This is a genomic window from Bythopirellula superficialaquae (assembly GCF_059632245.1).
This window is the reverse complement of sequence record NZ_CP197426.1, coordinates 2,517,214-2,539,623: the sequence shown is the minus strand read 5'-3', so window position 1 is coordinate 2,539,623 and position 22,410 is coordinate 2,517,214. Positions and strand designations below refer to the sequence as shown.

The following is a 22,410-nucleotide window of genomic DNA, read 5'->3' as shown; positions in this document are numbered from 1 at the left end:
CAGAGAATGCGAAGCTGGAATCAAGCGGTCATCACGGCATGCGCGATAGGCATCGTCTTAGCAGCTGGTCACACGCAGGCAGCGGAATACTTCATCGCACCGGGCGGTAGCAACGCCAACGGTGGCTCGATCGGCAGCCCCTGGGGAACTTTTGATTTTGCCATCGATCAAATCAATCCCGGCGACACGTTGTTCGTTCGTGGTGGCACCTATAACCTCAATTCACGCATCCAAATTCGCAGCAATGAGGGTGGCCTTGAGGGGAGTCCGGTCAACATCTGGGCGTATCCCGGGGAAGCCCCCGTGCTTGATTTCAATAGCATGACGGTTGCGTGGGGCGGTTCGAGCGGTCGCGGCATCCAAATCGACGAGGGTGCTGATTACTTGCATATTAAAGGCCTCACGATTCAAAATACGCGCGACAACGGCATTTGGAGCGGTGCCAACTATGGCAAGTTCGAGCAAATGACAACGCGCTGGAACGGTGATTCGGGACTGCAACTCAGCGGCTTCGCCGCGCACAATTTGATTCTCAACGCAGACTCTTATGAGAATTACGACCCTTCGTCCAACGGCGAGAATGCCGACGGCTTCGCCATCAAGTTTGAAGATCTGGGCCCCGGCAACACGATTCGTGGCAGCCGTGCTTGGGGGAATTCCGATGATGGCTGGGATATGTGGGGTAGCAATGGCGGCGCTATCGTCGAAGATTCTTGGGCGTTTGACAACGGCATCCTGCTTCCGCAGTTCTTAGCCAAGGATGCCCTCGAAAATGGCGATCTCAACGCCGGGAATTTTCAGGGAGATGCCACGGGCTTTAAACTGGGCCAGGATGGTGGCGCACATGTTCTCAACCGCGTCATCGCCTGGGGAAATAACAATGGCATCGACATCAACGGCAATGGGACCGGCGTAGTCGTTAACAATTCGATCGGTTTCGACAACAACAGAAATTGGTATTTCGACGAAACCGCCTCTCAGACTGACAATCTCCATGTCCTGAAAAACAACATTTCCTACAGCGGCAACAGCAGCGACGTCTTTTTGTCGGGAGTTGTTCATTCGTTCAATACGTGGAACGGCATTCCCGTCAACGCCGCGGATTTCTTGTCTTTGGACGATTCAATTGCCCGCGGTCCTAGAAACGCTGACGGGAGCTTGCCCATCAGCAATTTCTTACGCCTTGCTGCCGACAGCAACTTGATTGATGCCGGTACGGACGTGGGCTTGCCCTTCAACGGAACCGCGCCTGATCTTGGTGCTTTCGAGACTTCACCAATCTTTCTCGAAAGCGCCGATTTCGATGGCGATGGCGACGTCGATGGCCGTGACTTTCTCATCTGGCAACGCGGCTTCGGTGGTCCAGCGTCACTCGCCACCGGCGATGCCAACAGCGACGGCCAGGTGAATGAACTCGATCTGGCAATCTGGCACGATCAGTATGGCAACTCGCTGGAAGTTTCGGGCATAACCGCCGTGCCGGAACCCGGCAGTCTGGCAATAATGGGCTTGGCATTGAGTTCGCTAGGCATCGTGCGGAGACATGCAGCGTGAATCGTATTGGATTGTTGTTGGCGATAAAGCTTTTACTTTTTAGCTGCATAGCTGTTCATGCCGATGGATCTAATCCAACAATTCACCTTGTTGGAGATTCGACAATGGCTGATAACCCAGACATCGACCTTCCTTTACGCGGTTGGGGACAAGGATTTCGCGATTTTGTCTTGCAGTCGGCCAACATCGAAAACCATGCGGTCAACGGGCGGAGCACAAAATCGTTTCTCGAAGAAGGGCGTTGGCAGAAAGTCGTCGATCGGCTTAAGCCGGGCGATTGGGTAATTATTCAGTTCGGGCACAACGACGAAAAAGAGTTGGATCCTACCCGTTTTACTCACCCGCATGAGGAATACAGCGACAACTTACGCCGATTATTACGCGAAACCAGGGCAGGGGGTGCGATGCCCGTATTGGCAACGCCCGTCGCGCGTCGTAAGTGGCTCGAGGGTAAATTGGTCCCAACACATGGCGATTACCCCGCGGCAATGCGCAAGATTGCACAGGAAGAAGCTGTGCCACTGCTCGAACTCGAGCGACGGACCGCCGAACTTGAGTCGCAGCTGGGCGAAGCAGATTCCAAGCAGCTGCATCTCTGGTTCTCAATCGGTGAGCATCCGGAACTTCCCGACGGGCTGGCCGATGATACGCATTACTCGGAATTCGGGGCGCGGAGGGTTGCTGAACTCGCTGTCGAAGAAATCCAACGCCTCAAATTGCCGCTAGCCAAACACTTGCGAACACCGATTGTTTCGAGCGGAGTTCAAATGCCAAACAAAACCGGACGCTAGCGCGTGGCTGCTGATTTCATCAGCGGCGGGGCGCTAGCCCACGGTTTTTGAAACCGCTTAGTAAGTCTTGCCGAAGTCGACTTCTTCGTATTTCACCCGCAGGTTGAGCATTTCTTGCTCGGACTTCAAGCCGAATCGCACTAACTTCTCGGGATCGGGGTTGTTGGGGTTGTAGTGCGAATTGTCGAAGTGCGTCACCGAATATAGCGCATCACCGGCCTTGAGCCGGATCGGGTTCACGAACTCATACGTCCGCTGCCAGTTGGTGTCGTACGCGGGGACCTTCAAAATCAGCTCCCGTTTTTCCTCGGGCGTACCCGGGTTGGTCGCCTTGTAAAGCAGGAAGTCCTTGCCTCGGAAGTGCATGTGCGGGGCCAAGGCATGAATCAACACGTCGGTGGGGAACTGATAATAATTCGCCTTTCCGTAGTGCATGTCGTGTGGACGCAGGCGGATGTCCTTGCGATTGAAAACCTTGGTCTCCAACACGTGCTCGGGCTTTTGCTCGGCCCATTTGATGCTCATCCGCGAAACGTCGGACTCCTCGGCCTGCCCAGTGGGGGTGTAGTGCATCTCGAAGAACAAATCGTGCCCCGCCGGCAGTCGCAAGGCGTAGCCTTCCGGATAGATCCGCGAATTGAACGGATCGCCGGCAACGTAATCGCCGATCTTCTTTACCTTGTCGCCGGTGAGTCCATACAACTCGAACATCGCCTTGGTGGCTTCTAACTGCTTGTCGCTATGCGGACCGACGATCGCGCCGATATGGTGCACGACGGCTTTATTCCCCGGCTTCAGCTCGATCGCTTGAATGTAGCGATCTTCAGCAAAGTTGGCTTTGATGCGATAGAACTGGTATTCGTCTAAGCGGAATCGCGGCACGACATAGGGTTCTTCCATCTCAAACACGAAGTCGGGTGTCCCGATGGCCCATTCGTCGGGGCTCGGCCACTTACGTGGTTCGGGGGCATCGGCCGGATCACCCGCGGGGCAATCCGCCGCGACCCAGGCCCGAAACATGTTGATCTGGTCGTCTGTCAAACGGACGTCGTGCTGGAAGCCACCGTTGTTGGGATCGGTAATGCCATGCCAAGGGGGCATAATCCGATTCTCGATCCGGCTCAGCATGACCTGGCTCATCCCCGCGACGGTTTCATAAGAATCGAAAGCGCTGAACAACTCCGCCCCCGACTCGCCTGCGCGGTGGCAACTCACACAGTTGTCTTGCACCAGCCGGGCGATCTCCTTGTGATAAGTAACCCCAGCATGTTTGCTCAAATCTCGGACCGTCTTCTTGGCGATGTCGCAACCCGAGGCCGCGGTTTCAGCGATCGGAGCTTTTTCGTTTTTCACAAAGGCAGCCAGGGCGTCGGCAAGATAATTCTGCTTGCTCTGCGAACTCCCCCCGCCGAACCACATACCGTTAACTTGCCCGCGATAGAAGATTTTGTTGGGATCAAAACCTTCGCGGGTATCGAGCACCACCACTTGGGGGGTTTTTGTTAGCCCTAACTGTTCGTGCCAGGGGTTCGCTTCGTCATCCTTGAACACCGGAAACATCAACTCGTTGTCGAGCGCGTACTCGGCGATTTTCGCGATTTCGTCGTTACCGTTGGTGAACAGCCCGATGAATTGGATCCCCGCCTCGTCGTACTGCTTTTGCAGCTCGTTCAGGTTGGGGACCAGTCGCCGCACGAGTGGGCACTGCGTCGAAAAGGTCACCACCACCAGCGCCTGGTTCTTCTTGCTGGGGTAGTTGTAGGTCAATTGCTCCGGCACGCGGGTGTCGCCCCACCGACCCGTGAGTTCGGGGGGGGCAGCCGCCTGCGTCCTTGCGATTGTGAAAACCATCACAATCGTCAGAACCGGTATGGCATGTCGTAGAAGGAATTTCTTACTCATTTTTGGCCAACCTTATTAGCACTACGTGTTCCCGCTAATCACAATGAAGATTAATTGCAACCTATGTTTCCACAAGAAAACGTACCGCGGTCATTGTGATCAGGGTATCTGCAACAGAAAAACATACGGCACGGGAAGTGCCGAATCTTAAACGCAAGTTGGATTCGAATGTTTTTGTGGAATTGACCACTTAGGTGCCATATGTCGCAAATGCCAAGGACACAAGGAGCCAACTGCCGATGTAATGCTAAACATCGCAGTTGATAGCGGAGGAATCACATAATTGGTGGCTGGACAACCAGAGTTGACTCATGCCGGCCACCAGTACCTAGCTGGACAGGAAAAACGAAACCTAACCAGCACGCCGCTTGGAACTCATTGATATGTATTGCACCATTGCCCGCCTGCTCATGAGAAGCTCCCTCCTTCTCATTCTTGGCACAATAATTTTCGGGGGCCAGTCTCTGGCTCAAGAACTCAGCGATCCGCGCGCCATTCTCGACGGTGCGGAAGAAAAGTTCGCCGCCCCCCCAGTTTCGTGGTTCTACGAAACCCAAGATGCCCTCCGCGACGAAATGCAAACCGTCGCCGCCGCGCTCGAAGCCCTGGGCTCGGCCTACGCGGATCCCTGGAAAGAGCATCTCCGTTGGTCGTTGCTAGAAAAGAACTTAGTGCCGCTCGCCGAGATCAATCTCGCAGAAATTGAACTCGCCCGGCGGTGGATGTATTCCAATCGCAAAGGGATGGAACTTCCGTTCTACGCCAATTTGCGCGAAAAAACCGACGCCTATCTCGATGCGGCTTATACCCTGTCGCAATCCGACTTACAGCAGCAATTCAATGCCCAAGTCGCGACCGCTCGCCAACAAATTACCGACTTGCTGGACAATCCGACCGACGCCGAGGCCGCAGCCTTGGGACGCACGTTGGGATGGCTAGAACGGACACAACAACTCACGACCGAAGTGGCCGCTTTGCGGGCCCAACTTTCGCACCCCAACGCACAGATTCTTGTCGGCAAAAATTTGGTCTTCAATTTCATGTCGACGCAAAGCCCCGAGGTCAAACAGAGTTTGCCCGTGGCTGACAGTGGTGAAGCGCCCCCCACGCGGCGGTTTCAAATACCTCGCATGGTTCACGTCCGCGGCACGGCCCACACCGTGGGGGAGATCTCGCTGGAACTCGTCCCCAATGATCTCCAAGCGGAGCTCAGCATCGTTTACAACGGCGAAGTCGATTCCCATTGCCATGCCGATGCGGGGCCAGTGACGTTTAACATCCGCACGATCGGCCCGATGAAGGCCAGCAAACCGGTCACCTTCGGACCCACGGGAATCGAAATGGGCGAAACATCCATTCACCCCCGCGTGCGCACCCGCGTCACGAATATCAACGCCGATAATTTCCTCATTCAACGAATGGGCGAACGTCGCATTAACGATCCCGAGAATAAAACGCACATCAGCAAGCGGGCCCGCCAAAAGGCCGTCCAGGTGCTGGAAAACGAAATGGACGAGAAGGTCGGCGAGGCCATCGACGAAATCAAGGCCGAGATCGCCCGCATGCAGGGCAACGCCAGCGAATTCGGCGACGTTTTTGCCCCCGTGGTCCGCGAAGGGGCCCGCCCCTTTTTCCATAGCACGGCTTCCGCACCCGATGCCATCGCAGCCAACATCATGTCGCAACGCCGCGAGCAATTCGGCGCGGCCACGCCATGTCCGCTCGACTTCACTGAAGGCGACGTTCGTTTCCGCATGCACGTGTCGTTTCTCAACAACATGATGGAAACCATCATGGCGGGGAAAATGTTCACCGACCAATACTTCATGCAGTACGCCAAAGTCCTGCAACCGACGTTGCCGCTCGATTTGATGGTCCACGCCCGTACGCCACGTTGGGCGATCATCGCCGCCAAGCCACGTCCGCTCGAATTGAGCATTCCGGCTCCGAATCAATTTCAGTTCGCGCTCAACATTGCTTCGCTCGAAGTCGATGGCGAAAAGTTCAACGAACCCACTACTGCCACGGTTCGCTACGAGCTCGTGAAGAATGAATTCGATGAATACTATTTAGAACGCACGGCCGACGTGCAGCTCGATTCCAGCTTACCGACGGCCCAACGCGAATTCTTGCATAAGAAGTTGAGTGCCTTCTTCGCCCCTGTGCTCGATGCGGGCGGCGTTTCCATTCCTGAAGGGGGTTCACTCGGTTCGCTCAGTACACTGCAATTCCTGGGCGTCCAAGCCGATCAGGATTGGCTAGTCGTGGGTGTGAATGTCCCCAAGGAGTTCGTCGAGAATACGATGAAAGCCCAGGATGCCGACCCCGCGGCCCCAGTCGATCCCGATGCCCCTGTGGAATTGGTGCTGCCCCCGCCGTTCGCCACCGACAGCGCCTTGAGCGGCTATCCCACCACTCCTTAGTCGCTCCCACCAGCCGATTGTGCCGATAAGTCCGACCATGCCGCCGGGCATCTTCGCACCGCTTCTCCACAGCCTGCGCGATCGCGACGTATCGTTTACCTGGGGAGCATTGCGCGCGTCCGTTTCCTTGATACGAGGAATATTCCATGAAATACATCTACGAAGCACAAGCCTGGCTGGTTTCTATCAAAGGTGAAACGTGGCAATGGTTCTCCGGACTCAGCCAACAAGAATGGATGGTCGTCCTGGGAATTGTCTGCGTCCTCGGCTTTTTTTGTATGCGGGGCTTCAGCCAACGTGGCACGCTTTAGGACAACGCTATGTTGACAGTCCCGCCCATCCATTTCGCGTTCCTCGAAACTCTGCACTGGGGGCTCGTCGACACCGGCGCGCTCGCCGCGATTGCTCTGATTGGCTACCTCTTCGGCCATCGCACCCGTGCCACGGCTGAGCAACCGATTGATAATCAACTACAACTCGAACTCTCGCGAGCCTCGCAAATCGCACGGGAAATGCAACAAATTGCCAACCGCATTCTCGATGACGTCGCGAACCATCAAACTAATATCGCGCAGTTCAAATCGCGGCTTGATGACGTGCAGCACGGCACGACGAATTCCGGCTGGCAAATTCTTAGCCAAGAAGCCGAAACGCTGCTCACGCCGACGATGAAGCTCGCCACGAATTTATCGCTCGCCTATGACGATCTCCGCAAGCAAACATCGCAACTGATGGTGTTTACCGGCTCACGCACTGATCAGGAAACTGGCTTACGCAATCGCCGCGCGATGGAAGAACAGCTTTCCGTTTTACTGTCAAATCACTCCGTGGATTCTAACCGCTTTGCGATTGCGCTCTTTTGCGTCGGCAATGCCGCTCACGAAGTGACCAAAGCCCAAATCGGCGCGATGGCCGGATTGTTAGAAAATACAGCCCGTGATACCGACGTCGTGGCCCGCTACAGTCCCGACGAGTTCGTCGTGCTGATGCCACAAACGAGTCTCGCCGGGGCGACGATTTTCGCACAACGCCTGCTCGACGTAGCCCATCAAGAACTTGGCCTGCTTGTGTTCGGCGGGATCGTCGAAGCGCAAGAGGAAGACGCGCCCGAAAAACTTTTGAACCGCGCTGATTCGGCCTTGTATAGCGCTCGCAGCGAAGGCGAAAGCTGCCTTTACCAGCACACCGGCAAATCGATTCGTCCCTATGATACCAAACCCGCTATCGACACCGCCGACCTATCTATTGGCGCTCCTGCCGAATTACAGGAACCGGTTGAAATTACGTACTAATTCGCGGCTTTCTCATCACAAATCTCGCCATCCAGTAAGCAAGCCCAACAGCAACTTACTTATTTTTCCACAATCAATCTTGTCAGAAATAGCGTGAATTTCTCCAGCAAGTTGACGGTCATTGTGGCAATGAATTAAACTTACTTGGAGCATGGGCGAGACATCCTTCGCGACCGCTGAGTCAGCCCTTCGCTAGGATGTCCGACAAGCTAAGCCGTTCTGTTTCCCTTCTCAAGTCCGTATGCAAAGGAGATCGCCATGCCACTCTTTGAGGTTGAAACGGATAGTCACATCATTATCACTTGGGCCCAGGACAACGACGAAGCTTCGGCAGTCGTGACCGATGCCTATCCCAATGATTCTGTCATTCGCATGACGAAGCGACCCCGCGATACGTGGGTCATCTCCAAGAGCGCGCTAGGCCTGTCGGGCTCGTTCGACATTTGTCACACCGCGCGCGACTGCTTATCGAAAGCTGAAGGAGACAAGGTGCATGCCATTCGTCTTTATATGCACGAAACAGGCGCCGACCTCGAGCAAGCTCGCAAAGTGATCGAATCCAACATGGTCATGGGCTGGTAAGAGCCAGTATCTGACCAATTCGTTGCATCATGGGGTGCCACTGCTGGCTTGCCCAGCAGTGTTTCCACACGCTAAGAACGCGATCCACGTTTAGCGATACTGCACGCCACCCGTGCTGGGATAGCTGCTTGGTGTTGTCGATGTCGTCGTGCCAGGCCGAGTGGCGACTTCATAATTTGCCGACGTTCCCGGATAAGAGCTTGTGCCACCGGGACGATAGGGCTGCACACTCGCTACCGCTGAAGCTGGCTGCACGGGTGCGCTGGCCGGCATGGACGTGCTGACGGGCGATGCCGTCGTTGGCGTCTGTGTCGCGTAACGATCACCCAACACGGGTGAACTCGGATTCGACGCAAACGGCACGCTGGAGTTGGCTGGTGTTGTGGCATTCACCGGTGTGCTCGAACCGGCTGGTGAAGTCGCGGCAAGATTGGTGGAGTTTGGATAGCTGCTGGGTGTAGGAGCCGGAGTGGTCGTCGGATAATTGGCTGGCGTGCTCGTAGGCGCAGTTGTCGTAGGGTAAGTGCTGGCGTAGCGATCTTGTGCCGACATACCATAACGATCCGTTTGAGCAGCCGGAGTGGTCGTTGCCGGTGTCGAGGCAAGGCTCGCTGCAGGTGGAACCGCTGAAGGGTTGTATGGCATTGCCTTCGAAGCGGCCGGGGCACTGCTTGTGGTTGCTGTCGTCGTAGCAGCCGGGGCGGTAGTGGCCGCGGCAGAATATCCTTGCACACCGGTAGTGGGATAACTACTCGGAGCAGCCGTACTGGCAGAATAAGCAGGAGCCGTGGTTGCGGCCGTCGCAGCTGCCTTGGCGGATTTCACCACCGGAGCCGTTGCCGCAACGACTGGCGTTGTGATTTTCACGGGATCGGCACCTGCCAAGGCTTCCGCTTGTTTCGCGATTTCCGAGGGCAACTGAGGAGCACCAGCCACCGTGCTGGCCTTCTCGGCATCGGTTGTACTCGCTGTTTTCGCCCAGGGCAGCTTAGGAGCTGATTTGCAGCCAACTGAACCGCAGCAGATTGCTAAGGCTAGCCCAATCGAAAGAATGCTGACTCGCATGGCATCCGTGCCTTCAAAGTGATTTGTGTTTTTGCTTCGCGCCATCCTGGCGCTCAATCGCGGGGCATCAGGTCACGCTATTCGTGCCAGGGATTACTACCGACACGAGTGCTATAACCCGCACTATTGGACTATGTCGGCAAGTCGCTGCCTCGCCGAACAGAAAATCATTTCAATTCTTGAGCACAAAGTCCGATAGCACAGCGCGCGGCGGATTATAGAAAACCCACAACCGGGGTCAACGGCATTTTGGTATCAGTGGCTTCCAGCCGCTGCTCACTCTGCCAGCTCAGCTGCTGGGAACCACCGTTACGAAAAAAAGCCTGCCACTTCCGTGGCAGGCTTTAATCATTGGTCTAAGCAAGGGCGCCACTGCTGGCTTGCCCAGCAGTGTCCAAACATGCTAGCAATCAACCCTTGGCTTTCGCATAGCGATCACCCACGGCATTCCAATCGATCACGTTGTAAAACGCGGTGATGTAATCGGGACGGCGATTCTGGTAATTCAAATAGTAGGCATGTTCCCAAACGTCGAGGCCCAAGATCGGCGTGTTGCCGGTCATATAAGGGTTGTCTTGATTGGGAGTGCTTTCGATCACCAACTTGCCGGCGGGGGTTACGCTCAGCCAAGCCCAACCGCTGCCAAATCGCGTGGTCGCGGCCTTAGTGAAATCTTCCTTGAACTTGGCAAAGCCGCCGAGTTCGCTCTCAATGGCCTTGGCCAACGCACCGGTCGGCTCGCCGCCACCCTTGGGGCTCATAATCAGCCAGAACATCGAGTGATTCGCGTGACCGCCACCGTTGTTGCGCACTGCCGTGCGAATCTTCTCGGGCACACTTTCGATGTTGCGGCAAAGATCTTCGATCGATTGCTCGGCCACGCCGGCACCGTCAAGTGCCGCGTTCAGATTCGTCACGTAAGCGTTGTGATGCTTGTCATGGTGGATTTCCATAGTCTTGGCATCAATGTGCGGTTCCAAAGCATCCTTCGGATACGGCAGATCGGGAAGAGTATAAGCCATCGCAAACCTCCTTCTATATTGTCTGTTAAAGCATTCTGTTGCGTATCAAGAGTGCAACAGCGCAAAGCGCCGCGTCACGCTCTTAAGGCAGCATACCGGATTGAGACTGCACCGGCAATCGGCCCAAGAATGGGCGAGCCGGCCAACGAATGCGCACGTTGGCTCGAGAGAAGTCATTCAGAGGGGCCACTATCAAAATTTTTTGTGCGACCCGCAGAAACTGGCTCTTGTCTCTGGACTATTTGCTCTCAGCTATGAGATTGCGCCGGCGCCAACGCCAACAACTGGCGCAAATTCTGGCACTGACTTTCCAGCGCCGCCAACTGCGCGGCCAAGCTTTCCACCCGAGCCGCTTGCGGCTTAGCGTCCTGTCCCTCACCAACAAAACTAACCATCTCTTCCTCAAACACAGCATCAACCGTCGCCGTGGTCAGAGATGTGTTCACACGCATCTCCGCGGGAGCATTCTGTGCATTCATCGAGGGTCGCCGCTTCATGCGCATTTCATTCGCGCAAATTACTTTCACGGCACGCTTGATTTCGGAAATTTCACTTCTCATGACACAATCTCGTCGAGGGGACTCAATTTACGGGGTTTAAGATGTCTTAGTTGCTTCGGCCGCTTCGGCTTCGCGTTCGGCCGATTCCTTGGCCATCAGATAAGCCTTCACGCTCTGTAGAATCAACCGCGCGCGTTCGGCAATTTCACCACGGCGCCGATTCGTGGCCCGGCGAGGGCGAATCTTCACTTCGATATGCGTCGAAGCGTATTCGCCCGAGGCCAGCCCACTGTTGTTTTTGCGTTCTTCGCGGCGTTCGCTAAATTCCATCTCGATGCGGAAGTCGACGTTGCGATCACTTTTGCGGCGATCGAACGAAACCTTCTCGCTCGAAATCTCCAGCTCCACCGAATTCTCGTGCGTGGAAATCACTTTCGCTTGGTGATCCGATACGAAGCCTCGCAACTTGGCGATTGCGATGTCGATCGGCACGGCGGTGGTCAACTCGGTTTCGATCACCGGTTGGGCCGTCAGACTCCCAAACCACCACCAGCGTTTTTTCTCGGCTTGCTTTACCATACCATTCCCCAATTGCACGACTTGGTTGCGGCCTTGTTCCTTGGCCATGAGAAGTGCGCGGTCCGCGCGTCGAAGCATCGTTTCGCAGTTGTCACCGGCTTGCAGTTCGGTCACACCGAAGCTCGCCGTAATTCGTTTATTACCTAAATACGAGTGCGGCGTCTCGGAAAGCTTATTGCGAATTTCTTCCGCCCGTCGCGCCGCATCGGCGTTGTTGCAGTCAGCACACAGCACGGAGAATTCTTCACCGCCGTAACGTGCGACCAGATCACCCGCCCGACACATCGTGGCCAGCAAGTTGGCGACCATGATGATCGCTTCGTCGCCGGCCTGATGACCAAACGTGTCGTTGATTGATTTGAAATGATCGATATCGATCATAATCAAGCTGCAAGGTTGCTTGGCTTGTTCGTGCGCTTCAATAAAGAGCGCCTGCATCCGGTCGAACTCCGCCCGATTGGCCACTCGGGTCAAGGGATCGCGGGTCACTTCGGCATGCAAAGCTTCGCAGCGTTCTTCGAGTGTGGCTTCCGGCTGGGCGTCGTGCAGCAGAATCGTCGCGCCTTGAATGCCCCCGTCCGGGCCAACCACGGGAATCGCGTGCAAATCGATTGGCACCAAATTCCCTTGTCGGCCCAGAATCAACAGTCGTTGACGAATCTGCGAATTCGTTCGCAACGCCCGCGTCACTGGGCACGAACCATCGTGAATCCGCCGGTTGCCGTGATTGCACATCTCCAGCAAGCTGGGGGCAAATGTGCGGCCCGTCGCTGCACCCCGGCTGATACCGGTAAGTTGTTCCGCCCCTTTGTTCCAGAGCGTGATTTTGGCTTGGGTATCAACGAACACGACGCCGTCGTGCATCGTGTCGATCAGCTTTTGCTCGAACAGCGACCGGCCTTTGCTAACCGACTTGCTGGTTTTGTCGGTCGCCGGAACATTCGAATTCCCGACGTTCTGCCAAGGCAATTGTTCCTGGCGAACCTGCAAATCATTGAGCCACCGCGCAGCAACGCGGCTGGAGAGCACGTCCTGCTGCTGGGCCAAAACGTCTTGAAATTCTTTCACCAGTTGCGGATCGAATTGCGATCCAGCGAACTCGAACAGCTCATGCAGAGCACGGTCCCTCGACCAGGCAGGCCGATAGACTTGATCGGTCGTCATCGAATCAAACGCATCGACAATCGCAATCATCCGCGCTTCCAGCGGAATGGCTTCGGCGATGAGGACCCCTTCGGCGCCCTGACCATCGTAACGCAAATGGGCATATCGCACGGCGTTGAGCACACGTTCGTCGCTGCAGCATTCGGCGAGGATCATGCTCCCCAATTCCCCTTGCTGTCGCACGAGTGTTTCTTCATCAGAGGTCAACCGGCTCGGCTTCGTCAGGATCGCATCGGGCACGCCGACTTTCCCCACGTCATGCAGCAGAGCGGCGACTTCCACGATATCGCGTGATTCATCATCGAGCCCTGCATGCAAAGCCCAGGAACTACAACCCAGCGCCACTCGCAGCGAATGTTCGGCAGATTGTGGGTGCTTTTGTCTCAAAGCCACGAACAAGCTGCTCGCCATGCCGAGCCGCACTTGCACGAGTTTGTTTTCATATTTCGAAGACGGCCGGGGCTGCGGAACGTCCTTCCGCGGTGCCAAACCATTCCCACCCGCGACTTCTTCCAGGGCGTGAAGCAACGAACTGATTTCCGCAACACGTGTCTCCGTGGAAGAAAGACGAGGCGAGCGATTCTCATTCTCGTCATTGAGCAGCGCGAGCGCGGCTGGATCGAGAGCAGCGGCGGGGATTGTGGTATCAGCCATGGATTGTGCGTGGTGGGAAAGTGCAAAAGCGTGGTTACGCACGCTTCGGGGTCATTGCAGTTGTCACTCAAAAACTAGGTTACTTTTAGCCGCAGTATTCTCAGGATTTACCACTAAGGCTGGCATTTTCCCCAGACGAAGCCGTCCAGGGTCGCGTGAAGCGGATACACCGCACCTTCCGACTGCAGATTGTCCCACACTCACGACGCTAGCTACCAAACGCCGAACTATCTTGCCTAATCGCTACAACGGGCACACGCGCACGTTCGTAGCGGCTGGTGCAGTCAAAATGCCGATTCCGATTGTGCGGAAGGGAATCGCTCTCGAACTGCGCCAATCGTTTGGCAGCTAGTTCTTGGGATCTTTTGATTCCCTTCTCAATCCTTCTGAATTGGCATTCCCAGGCAATCACATCTAAGCGGACTTATGGCACGCAATAACGGACGGTGGGGACGCCTGCGTCGCGTCCTGAATGAAGATCTCTCCACGTCGACCGTCATATATGGCGGGACGGACGTTGACCGCACCCCCGGCGACACGCCGCGCTATGGTGCCGGAGCGAACATCGAAAATCATCCTCAAGTCACCGACTATGTTCCCCGCCGTTTCCGCATTATGGGCTTGGTCCTGGCCGGCGGCGCGGGCTTAGGCATCTTAGCCGAAACTATCGCTCACAACGCCGACGCCTTGAGCAGCATGCTCGGCGTGACACCAACAGAACTCACCGCCACGATGTCCGACCGGCTCGTCGGCTGGACCAGCGCAATCGCCCTGGTCGTCGCGGCAGCTTACGCTCGCGTGATTTACATTCTCAAACGTCACCGCCTTGATGATTTGCGTGGGCGTTATCGTGTTTGGCATCATGCCAGCTTGCTGGCCATTGTGCTGAGCGCGAATTGCGTCATCGCGCTCCACAGCTTGCTCGCTCATGCGGCGGGCCACGTCACGGGCTTTCATCCGCTCGGGGGCGATGCCGCTTGGTGGCTCGTGCCGACGGCACTTGTTGGTGGTTGGATTTTCGCACGTTTGATTCGCGATGCCGCCGAATGTCGCACGGCACTCATGATGTTCGCCCTGTCGGCTGCGAGCTTTACTATCGCTGCCATCTGTGCGGCCGGTTGGTCGCCAATAAGCTCAACCCTGTGGGCCGACACGCTCACCCGTTCCTTGCCGCTCATCGGCTGCATGTGTGCGTTAGCGGGAACCTTGCTGACCGCTCGCTACGTGGTACTCGACGTCCAGGGCCTCATCGAGCACGAAGTTGAAGTTGCTAAGCCCGCGAGCGATGCTAAGTCATCGTCGCGGAATTCCAGTTCATCCAGCAGCCATTCGTCAACTGACGACGAACAGGAAGTCGCTTGGACCGACGGCAGTGAGCCCGAGGACGACTACTCCGACGACGACCGTCCGCTGAGCAAGGCCGACCGCAAACGGCTCCGCAAAGGCTGCTTCCGTGCCGCTTGATTCGGTTGAAATCCTGTCCTAGCCGCCGACGGAAGTCCGCGGTAGACAGTCTCGCTTTCGTGAGAGATAGTGGTTGCTTAGCCACAATTCTCAACTCAATTGAATGCCATGACTGTTCGCACGCGTTTTGCTCCCAGCCCCACCGGCTACCTCCATATCGGTGGGGTCCGCACGGCCCTGTTCAATTGGCTCTTTGCCCGCAAGCATGGCGGCCAATTCCTGCTGCGCGTCGACGATACCGATCAACAACGCAACGTCGAGGCCGCGCTGGCCCCGATTTTACACGGCTTCGAGTGGCTGGGGCTCGATTGGGATGAAGGCCCCGAAGTGGGCGGTCCACACGCCCCCTATTATCAATCGCAGCGGGGCGAGAAGTATCAAGCCGCAGCCGCGCAATTGCTGGCCAGTGGCCATGCCTATCGCGACTTCGCCACGACCGAAGAAATTCAAGCCGAACGCGAAGCGGCCCAAGCTTCCGGCAAACAATTCACTTACAGCCGGCGCTGGATGGCGGAAACCGAGGCCGATGCGGCGCGCTTTGCCGCCGAAGGTCGGCAAGGGGTCGTGCGTTTGAAGATGCCGCGTGAGGGCGAGCTTGTGATCAACGACCTCATCCGCGGCGAGGTCCGCTTCCCCTGGGCGGGCGAACAAGATCACGTCGTTCAACGCGCCGACGGCACCTGCCTGTATCACCTCGCTTCGGTGGTCGACGACCACGACATGCAGATTTCGCACGTGATCCGCGCCGAAGAGCATCTTTCCAACACGCCCCGGCAAATCTTTATCGCCCAATCGCTCGGCTACTCGCTTCCCGAGTATGCCCACTTGCCCTATGTCGCCGAACCCGGCAGCAAAAACAAACTCAGCAAGCGCAAGCTCGATAAGTATCTTAAGAACAAAGATTTCGCCTCACTCAAAGACCACGGCCAACGCATCGCCGACCGCCTGGGGCTCACCGTTGAGAGCGACACCTTCAACCCGGTGATCGTCGATTTCTACGAGCAAATCGGTTTCCTGCCCGACGCGATTCTCAATTATCTCGTACTGCTCGGCTGGTCGCTCGACGACAAAACCGACGAGTTCACCCGCGCCGCAATGATCGAGCATTTCTCACTGGAACGAGTGAACAAAGCCCCCGCGAGTTTCGATCCGCAAAAGCTTTTCGCGTTTCAAGATCGCGCGATGCAAAAGCTACCGCTTAAGCAAAAGGTCGCGCTCGTGCTTCCTTACTTGCAACAAGCAGGCTTCGTCTCCAGCCCGCCGCCGTGCGAGACTGCGCCTTATTTATCGCAAATCGTCGAAGCCGCCGGCGACCGTATCAAAGTCGCGGGGGATATTCTCGATTACGACGATTTCTACACCACCGACGACAAACTCACGTACGATGAGAAGACGCTTGATAAGCGTCTGAAAAACGCCGCTGGCGCACCGCAACTTTTGGCCGAGTTCCGCGAAGTGCTCGCAACCGTTGAACCTTACGACGCAGCAACCTTGGAACACGCGCTCAAATCGTTCGTCGAACAAAAGGGCATCAAGATCGGCGACATCGTTCACGCAGTCCGCGTGGCAGTCACCGGCAAAGGAGTTGGCTTCGGGCTCTTCGAAACACTCGCCATCCTAGGCCGCGAGCGCTGCCTCGCCCGCATCGACCGAGCATTGGCCGAAATCAAGTCATCCTGAGAGAGCCTTGGCGACCGAGGGATCTAGCCTGAACAATCAAAATGTCATCGACGACTATAAAGGTCAGTACTAGAAGTCTTAAGATCAATTATTTCCACCCCGGCCGCCACCACGCCGACCACGATCGCGACCCCGCTCCCGCCAACCGTCGCGGCGCTCTTGGTTTTGATTCGGCTGATTCGCGTTGAGTTGGCTCACTGGCTTGCCACCCACCCACGGCTCGGCCATCGCCTGCATCACGGCCCGCTGCAACCGTTCCGGCTCAATCATCCCGCGAATTTCATGCACGCGCACCACCGTATTGGGCTCGGCCGCTTGATCAAGCACGTTGATCGTATCTTTAATACTGTTCAACACACCCGCCGGAGCCGACACGATTAAAGAATTCGAGACTTCATCGACCCCAATCGACAGCGCGCCCTCAAAAGAAATCAACACGCCCCCTTTGCCGCCTTCTTCCTCAGCAGGCGCACCAAACATATACCGCGTCGAACGTCCGGAGCTTTGCTGCCGTTCGCGATTTTGAAATTCCTTGTCCTTGGAGCTCAGTAAGTCGGCATAAACTTCTTTGAGTGACTTGGCGATATCCTGGGCTCGCGAATACTTGACCTTCACAGTGATCGTCTGCCGTTCGGGAAATCCCTTCGGCTCGGGTTCGATGTCGTACAGCCCGATCATCTTTTCGATGATCCGCAACTGGCTTGGGCTGGCGTTCGACACAATCAGCGTGTTCGAGTAGTAATCATCAATGAATCGCAACTTGCGCGGTTTGCCCAGCGTGGCCGGTGCTTTGTTTTCATCATTGTCCCCACGCCGCACGCGGCCCCACCAATCCAAAATCGGCTCCGCATCATCGGCAATAGTGTCACGAAAGTACGTTTCCAGAATGTCCTTCATATCCTCGGCCATCACATGCACGAGCCGATAATGGCGAAACTCCGGTTGCGGTGGAGCAAGTTGATCGATCAACTCCTGCATACGATCCGCCGCCAACGGATCATCCGAAATAATCACCAACTGCCCATCATCATTAACAGTCACTTTCACCTTTGGCTTCGCCACTGCCGCTTGCGGCTTAGCGCTCTCCTCCACCTTGGCCTCATCACTCAACTGTGCCAACTGAAACCGCGCCCGCCCCGCCAAGGGCTGCTCAGTAATCTTATCCGCTTCGGCTTCCTCGGCCGGTTCTTCCTTTTCCTCGGCCGGAGCAACGCCCCCCTCGGGGATTTCAATCTCCAGCTCGTTCTCACCCGACCAAGAATCCTTGAGCCGCTCCAGTAACCGCTGCGTCGCCTCGGGGCTTCGTTGCTCGAGCACCCGCACGCGATCCGCCCCCACGAGTGTGCCGTCGGCACTTTCGCTGAGTTTCGCGATCAGATTGCGCACCTCGTTCATCTCGTTGTCGGTGGCCCATAACAAAATGCGATTGTTCTCGACGTCGGGAAGCACGCGAAATGCCGTCTTCGGCTTGTCATCATCATTGTTGTTGCGGCGGAAAAAGAAGAACGGAAATCCATTGTCATCGTCCTTCTTTTCACCTTCGCCCGAAATCAATTCCATGATCGAACCCGCCACTTGATCGGCCGGCAATCGCTTGGGCAGCCAAATCACTTCCGGCCGCCGCCCCGAACCGTCGAGCGTCGATATCATCCGCTTGATCGTCGCGTGGTCCTCAGCCGTGGCATACGCATAAATCGTTTTGCCCTGGCCGTCGCTTTGCAGTTGAGTGAGCGGATTCAAATTGCCGATGTCTTGCAGCGTGCTCACAACTTTGTCCGGGCTCGCTGTGATCGTGCTGTACTTTTCCATGTACCGTGCGCCACTCTCTTGCCCTGAGGCACCCACCGCAAATTCCTGCTCTTCGACGTCCAACTCCGCGATCGTACGATCGATTACCGGAATCAAATCCGGTGGGGCATTCACCAACAGCGTGTTCTGCCGTCGATCCACCGTGATGTAAACTTTCGGCTCGTCCTTTTGGAACATCTTGGCGAGGTCCTGTTTATTCCCCCCGCCGCGCTGCATCATTTCCTGCATCTGCTGCATTTGTTGCATCTGCTGTTGCTGAGCCATCATCTGCTCTTGCGGCGACTGCCGTTTATCTTTGTCCAAGCCCAACACGATCATCACCTGATCGGCAATATAATCCGCCCGGCGATGACGAATTTGATAGACCTTCGGTTTAAGAAACTGGCTCGCTGCCATTTCCTCGGAATAAATCAAGCCGCGGACGTTCCGTAAATTCCCCACCGTATCGATCACCAGCAAGCGCTTCGTTTCCAACAATGGCGTGACTTTCGCGTCGGGCCGCAGCAAGGCCTTCACATCTTCCGCCGCCTTGGCGGGGTCCAGCCCCGCTGGCAAATTGAAACGCACCCGCACAAACTCATGCGGCATTAACGAATCTAAATCGTCGGCGCTCACCTCGGGGACCAAACTCGAATCGAGATTCGCCACCTTCACCACGCTCAGCACTTCACCTTGCTTGATGATCGTGAACCCCCGCGCGATCAAATGTCGATTCAACAAATCGAGGGCTTCAGGCAGCGTGTACTTGCGCTGTGTTGTGAGATTCAAAAAGTCCGCCGGCAGTTCCTGCCAATCGAAGCTCAGCTTCGCCGCATCGGCGTAATCTTGCAGCACCTCGGCCCAAGGTTGCCCCATGTAATTGAACTGCACGAGCCCGTTCTTGTCGGGCGCGAGCTTCGGCCGATTCGGATCAACCGTCGGCGGCTTGTCGGTCGGTCGCTTGATGGTTTTGGAATCCCCTTCACCCTCCGGCTTCTTCTCGCCTTCGCCTTCTTTTTTCTCTTCCGGCTTTTTGTCGTCCGGGGGAGTCGCAGGCTGTCCCGGCATGGCTCCGGGTGGCATCCCGCCTTCACGACGCATGCGACGAAATTGCTCGCGCTGCTCCGGCGTCAGCTTGCTGGGATCAAAGCCAGGAGGCTGCGAGTATCCACTGTCAACTAAACAACAACCAATCACCACTGACAAACACAATGGCAACCAGCGTTTCGTGAGAAATCTCATGGCACGAAAACCCGCAGAAAAAGGGGAGAAGTTCCAACCCTTGATTATAGCCACCCAAAGTGGGAATTACCAAAACGTTAGCCGGCATCGTCCCGATGCCGTGAACGAATCGCGGCTATTACCCCAACCGATCCAACACCGCCTGGGTGTACTCGCTCGTCGACGATTTCCCCCCCAGGTCACCGGTGCGGACTTTTCCCTCGGCTAGCACGTTCCGCACGGCGTTTTCGACGCGGTCAGCCGCATCCTTTTCCCCTAGAAACCGCAGCATCAAAACGCCGCTCAGCACCAGAGCCGTGGGGTTGGCCAATCCCTTGCCCGCGATGTCGGGGGCCGTGCCATGGACCGCTTCAAACACGGCCAGTTTCTCGCCCACGTTGGCACTGGGGGTAATTCCCAACCCACCCACCAAACCGCTGGTCAGATCCGAAAGAATATCGCCGAACAGATTTTCCATCACCAGCACATCGAAGGCCTGCGGATCGCTCACCAATTTCATCGCCGCGGCATCGACAATCCAATCATCGAACGCGATATCGGGATACTGGGCCGCCACTTCCTGGCAGCATTTCACGAAGAGCCCGTCGCTCAACTTCAAGATATTCGCCTTGTGAACGCACGTGACTCGCTTGCGACCCTGACGACGAGCGGTCTCAAACGCGAATTTGGCAATTCGATCGGAAGCCACTTTGGTGATCACGCGCAAACTTTCCACCACCCCCGGCACGACAATATGTTCCAAGCCGCTGTAAAGTCCCTCGGTGTTTTCGCGAATCACGATGAGGTCGACGTTCTCGAAGCGCGTCTTCACGCCGGGGAGCGAACGGGCGGGGCGATAGTTGGCATAAAGATTTAACTTTTGCCGCAATGCGACATTCACGCTGCGAAAACCGCCACTCTTGGGCGTGGCCGTCGGACCTTTGAGCGTGGCATCAGCGTTCCCCACCGCGTCGAGTGTGGACTGAGGCATCGGATCGCCCAACGTGTCGAGCGCAATCTGCCCCGCTGGCTCCTCTTGCCATTCGATCGCCACGCCACTCGCGTCGAGTATCGCCCGCGCCGCCGCGCATACCTCGGGACCGATGCCGTCACCAGGGATCAATACAACGCGATAACTCATGATTCACTCTCCAGGAATTTTACAGGAGCGAGCAGAGGCAGCAGAGAAAAACAAAGCAGACAGAACACTAATAAACACTTATCCGCACTAATCTTTTAATTAGCGAAGATGAGTGTTTATTAGTGTTCCCAATGCAAAACTCTGCTCTCTCCGCTCCCTCCTGTAAAAATTTTTAAGGACGCGCTGTAAACGGCACGGTCAAGGCCGACGCTCCGCCACACGTGACGGAGATCGCCAAAAACCCATCCGCGGGGGGCGACTTCAAGGCGGGCTCAAGGTAGGGGAACACGGCGGGCACCTCCGTTCGGCATTTCGCGAACGGAAAGGCGTGGGCAAAAACGGTCGTTTCGGCTTCGTCGTCGCTCGCGGCGCGGTCGGCGATCGCGTCGGCGATCGTTTCCACGCCGAGCCAACTCCGCGCGATCTCACCGCCGATTTCGTCTTCGCAATCCAACAGAAACACGACCGGATCGCGCAGCTTGTCACGCAACGCTTCATCATAAGCGTCAAACGCCAGCTCCAAGCTGCTTTCCAACAACATCTGCTGGGCTTCGAGGGGATCGAACCCCTCGGCAGCCTCGCGCGCATCACTCATACGACTTGGAATTCTTCTTGGCGTTCTTCTCGGCCCGCTTTTCCTTGGTGGACTTTTGCGGCTCTTTTTTGGTTTCTTTCTTACCTTTGTCTTTAGCACCCATGTCGGTAACTCCTTAAAGTTGAACAGAAAACGACCTGCATTATATCGCGTTTCGGCAAAATACAAATCCCAGCCGCTCGCGGCTTAGCGACAAAAAACAAAGCCGTGGTCGCCGGGTTCCGCACCGACATACAGTTTAGCATCAGTCCCCAAACGGATAGGGCCGACCGTTGATCATTTCGAAATGATGGCGAACACAAAGCACTCCAAGTTTTATAGCACCGTGCTGACATCCAGAACGTCTGCATGATTTCAGAGGATCTTCTGGACCAAGTCGCTGGCAAAACTGCTTATCAAGCCAAGTTTGCTCGTCAACATCAACAGATAAATCCTCAGTCCAGACTAACTTATCCGTTTGCAGACCGACAACCTCCTTACCTTGCTTGAGAGTATCTAGCGACGTACCGATTGTGAATTCAGGAAGCCCAATAACCTGCACTAAATCCCTATGCCGCTCACTTTCGAAATCACACTTTCGTTTATGAAGAATTGTGTGTAATAGCTCATGGTCTATGGCTGGGAATATAGCACCCAAACTCTCTACATCGCCACCACGCGGCGGCAATATTTCATTCGAGTCAGAATCAAAATAGCTCGGCGAGGAATTGTAGCTATCGACCTCTTCTCCACAGTGGCCACACGCGTATGCTAGAACGTCGTCATCGTGAACAAGTACCATTAACGCGGAACATTCGAGACTACTTGTTAGATCGTAAAGTAATTCATGAATTCCTGCGGAGTCTTGATCATCGAGCGCCCCATCAAACACAACTACGTAGTCGCCGATTTCACACGAGACAGCAGCGTCTCTGCCATTCAGCACTGCAACTACATCTGCTTGCGATACACCAATCAGCGTTATATTGCCGTAAAACGCTCCCATTTCTTCTA

17 protein-coding genes are annotated in these 22,410 nt (G+C 55.9%); 8 read left to right on the top strand and 9 right to left on the bottom strand.

The genetic code is table 11. From position 1 onward, the window contains the following. The first annotated feature begins 6 nt into the window (after positions 1–6). A complete protein-coding gene (locus tag SH678x_RS10340; protein ID WP_496922830.1) occupies positions 7–1,554 on the top strand; it encodes a right-handed parallel beta-helix repeat-containing protein in 1,548 nt (515 codons plus the stop codon). Further along, positions 1,551–2,345 carry a rhamnogalacturonan acetylesterase gene (locus SH678x_RS10335; protein ID WP_496922829.1) on the top strand — a complete coding sequence of 265 codons (795 nt, stop codon included), beginning with the start codon at positions 1,551–1,553 and terminating at the stop codon, positions 2,343–2,345. The genes SH678x_RS10340 and SH678x_RS10335 overlap by 4 nt, the downstream gene beginning before the upstream one ends. A 57-nt stretch (positions 2,346–2,402) precedes the next feature. On the opposite strand, the gene SH678x_RS10330 is transcribed toward SH678x_RS10335, so the two are convergent. Beyond that, on the bottom strand, positions 2,403–4,247 hold the full coding sequence (locus SH678x_RS10330) for a redoxin domain-containing protein (RefSeq protein ID WP_496922828.1): 1,845 nt from the start codon (positions 4,245–4,247) through the stop codon (positions 2,403–2,405). 410 nt (positions 4,248–4,657) lie between these two features. On the opposite strand from SH678x_RS10330, the gene SH678x_RS10325 reads away from it, so the two are divergent. The 4 genes from SH678x_RS10325 (at position 4,658) to SH678x_RS10310 (ending at position 8,544) form a co-directional block, all read left to right on the top strand. Next, the gene (locus tag SH678x_RS10325) at positions 4,658–6,670 is read left to right on the top strand and encodes a hypothetical protein (RefSeq protein WP_496922827.1); all 2,013 of its coding nucleotides are present in this window, start codon (positions 4,658–4,660) and stop codon (positions 6,668–6,670) included. Positions 6,671–6,816: 146 nt separating this feature from the next. Further along, entirely contained in the window at positions 6,817–6,981 is a 165-nt protein-coding gene (locus tag SH678x_RS10320) for a hypothetical protein (protein WP_496922826.1), read from the top strand. A gap of 9 nt (positions 6,982–6,990) precedes the next feature. Beyond that, positions 6,991–7,962, top strand: coding sequence for a GGDEF domain-containing protein (locus tag SH678x_RS10315; RefSeq protein ID WP_496922825.1), 972 nt, complete (start codon positions 6,991–6,993; stop codon positions 7,960–7,962). Between the two features lie 258 nt (positions 7,963–8,220). Next, on the top strand, positions 8,221–8,544 hold the full coding sequence (locus SH678x_RS10310) for a DUF6793 family protein (protein ID WP_496922824.1): 324 nt from the start codon (positions 8,221–8,223) through the stop codon (positions 8,542–8,544). 90 nt (positions 8,545–8,634) lie between these two features. On the opposite strand, the gene SH678x_RS10305 is transcribed toward SH678x_RS10310, so the two are convergent. The 4 genes from SH678x_RS10305 to SH678x_RS10290 all read right to left on the bottom strand — a co-directional run bounded on the left by SH678x_RS10305 (position 8,635) and on the right by SH678x_RS10290 (position 13,528). Next, on the bottom strand, positions 8,635–9,654 hold the full coding sequence (locus tag SH678x_RS10305; RefSeq protein WP_496922823.1) for a hypothetical protein: 1,020 nt from the start codon (positions 9,652–9,654) through the stop codon (positions 8,635–8,637). 365 nt (positions 9,655–10,019) lie between these two features. Next, positions 10,020–10,631 carry a superoxide dismutase gene (locus SH678x_RS10300; protein WP_496922822.1) on the bottom strand — a complete coding sequence of 204 codons (612 nt, stop codon included), beginning with the start codon at positions 10,629–10,631 and terminating at the stop codon, positions 10,020–10,022. A 248-nt stretch (positions 10,632–10,879) separates the two neighbouring features. Further along, on the bottom strand, positions 10,880–11,191 hold the full coding sequence (locus SH678x_RS10295) for a hypothetical protein (RefSeq protein ID WP_496922821.1): 312 nt from the start codon (positions 11,189–11,191) through the stop codon (positions 10,880–10,882). A gap of 36 nt (positions 11,192–11,227) precedes the next feature. Next, positions 11,228–13,528 (bottom strand): diguanylate cyclase, encoded by a 2,301-nt coding sequence (locus SH678x_RS10290; RefSeq protein ID WP_496922820.1) that lies wholly within the window; start codon positions 13,526–13,528, stop codon positions 11,228–11,230. Positions 13,529–13,954: 426 nt separating this feature from the next. Between SH678x_RS10290 and SH678x_RS10285 the strand changes: the two genes are divergently transcribed. Together SH678x_RS10285 and gltX are read left to right on the top strand one after the other, a co-directional pair. Beyond that, complete coding sequence (locus tag SH678x_RS10285; protein ID WP_496922819.1) at positions 13,955–14,992, top strand: hypothetical protein; 1,038 nt, start codon at positions 13,955–13,957, stop codon at positions 14,990–14,992. Between the two features lie 108 nt (positions 14,993–15,100). Continuing rightward, entirely contained in the window at positions 15,101–16,672 is a 1,572-nt protein-coding gene (gene gltX, locus SH678x_RS10280; RefSeq protein WP_496922818.1) for a glutamate--tRNA ligase, read from the top strand. Between the two features lie 84 nt (positions 16,673–16,756). Here the strand turns inward: gltX and SH678x_RS10275 are convergent, their stop codons facing one another. From SH678x_RS10275 to SH678x_RS10260, 4 genes are all read right to left on the bottom strand, one after another. Beyond that, entirely contained in the window at positions 16,757–19,702 is a 2,946-nt protein-coding gene (locus SH678x_RS10275; RefSeq protein ID WP_496922817.1) for a secretin N-terminal domain-containing protein, read from the bottom strand. Positions 19,703–19,820: 118 nt separating this feature from the next. After that, on the bottom strand, positions 19,821–20,822 hold the full coding sequence (locus SH678x_RS10270; protein WP_496922816.1) for an isocitrate/isopropylmalate dehydrogenase family protein: 1,002 nt from the start codon (positions 20,820–20,822) through the stop codon (positions 19,821–19,823). 172 nt (positions 20,823–20,994) lie between these two features. Then, positions 20,995–21,417 carry a hypothetical protein gene (locus SH678x_RS10265; protein ID WP_496922815.1) on the bottom strand — a complete coding sequence of 141 codons (423 nt, stop codon included), beginning with the start codon at positions 21,415–21,417 and terminating at the stop codon, positions 20,995–20,997. A gap of 244 nt (positions 21,418–21,661) precedes the next feature. Then, positions 21,662–22,402 carry a hypothetical protein gene (locus SH678x_RS10260; protein WP_496922814.1) on the bottom strand — a complete coding sequence of 247 codons (741 nt, stop codon included), beginning with the start codon at positions 22,400–22,402 and terminating at the stop codon, positions 21,662–21,664. Positions 22,403–22,410 lie beyond the last annotated feature (8 nt).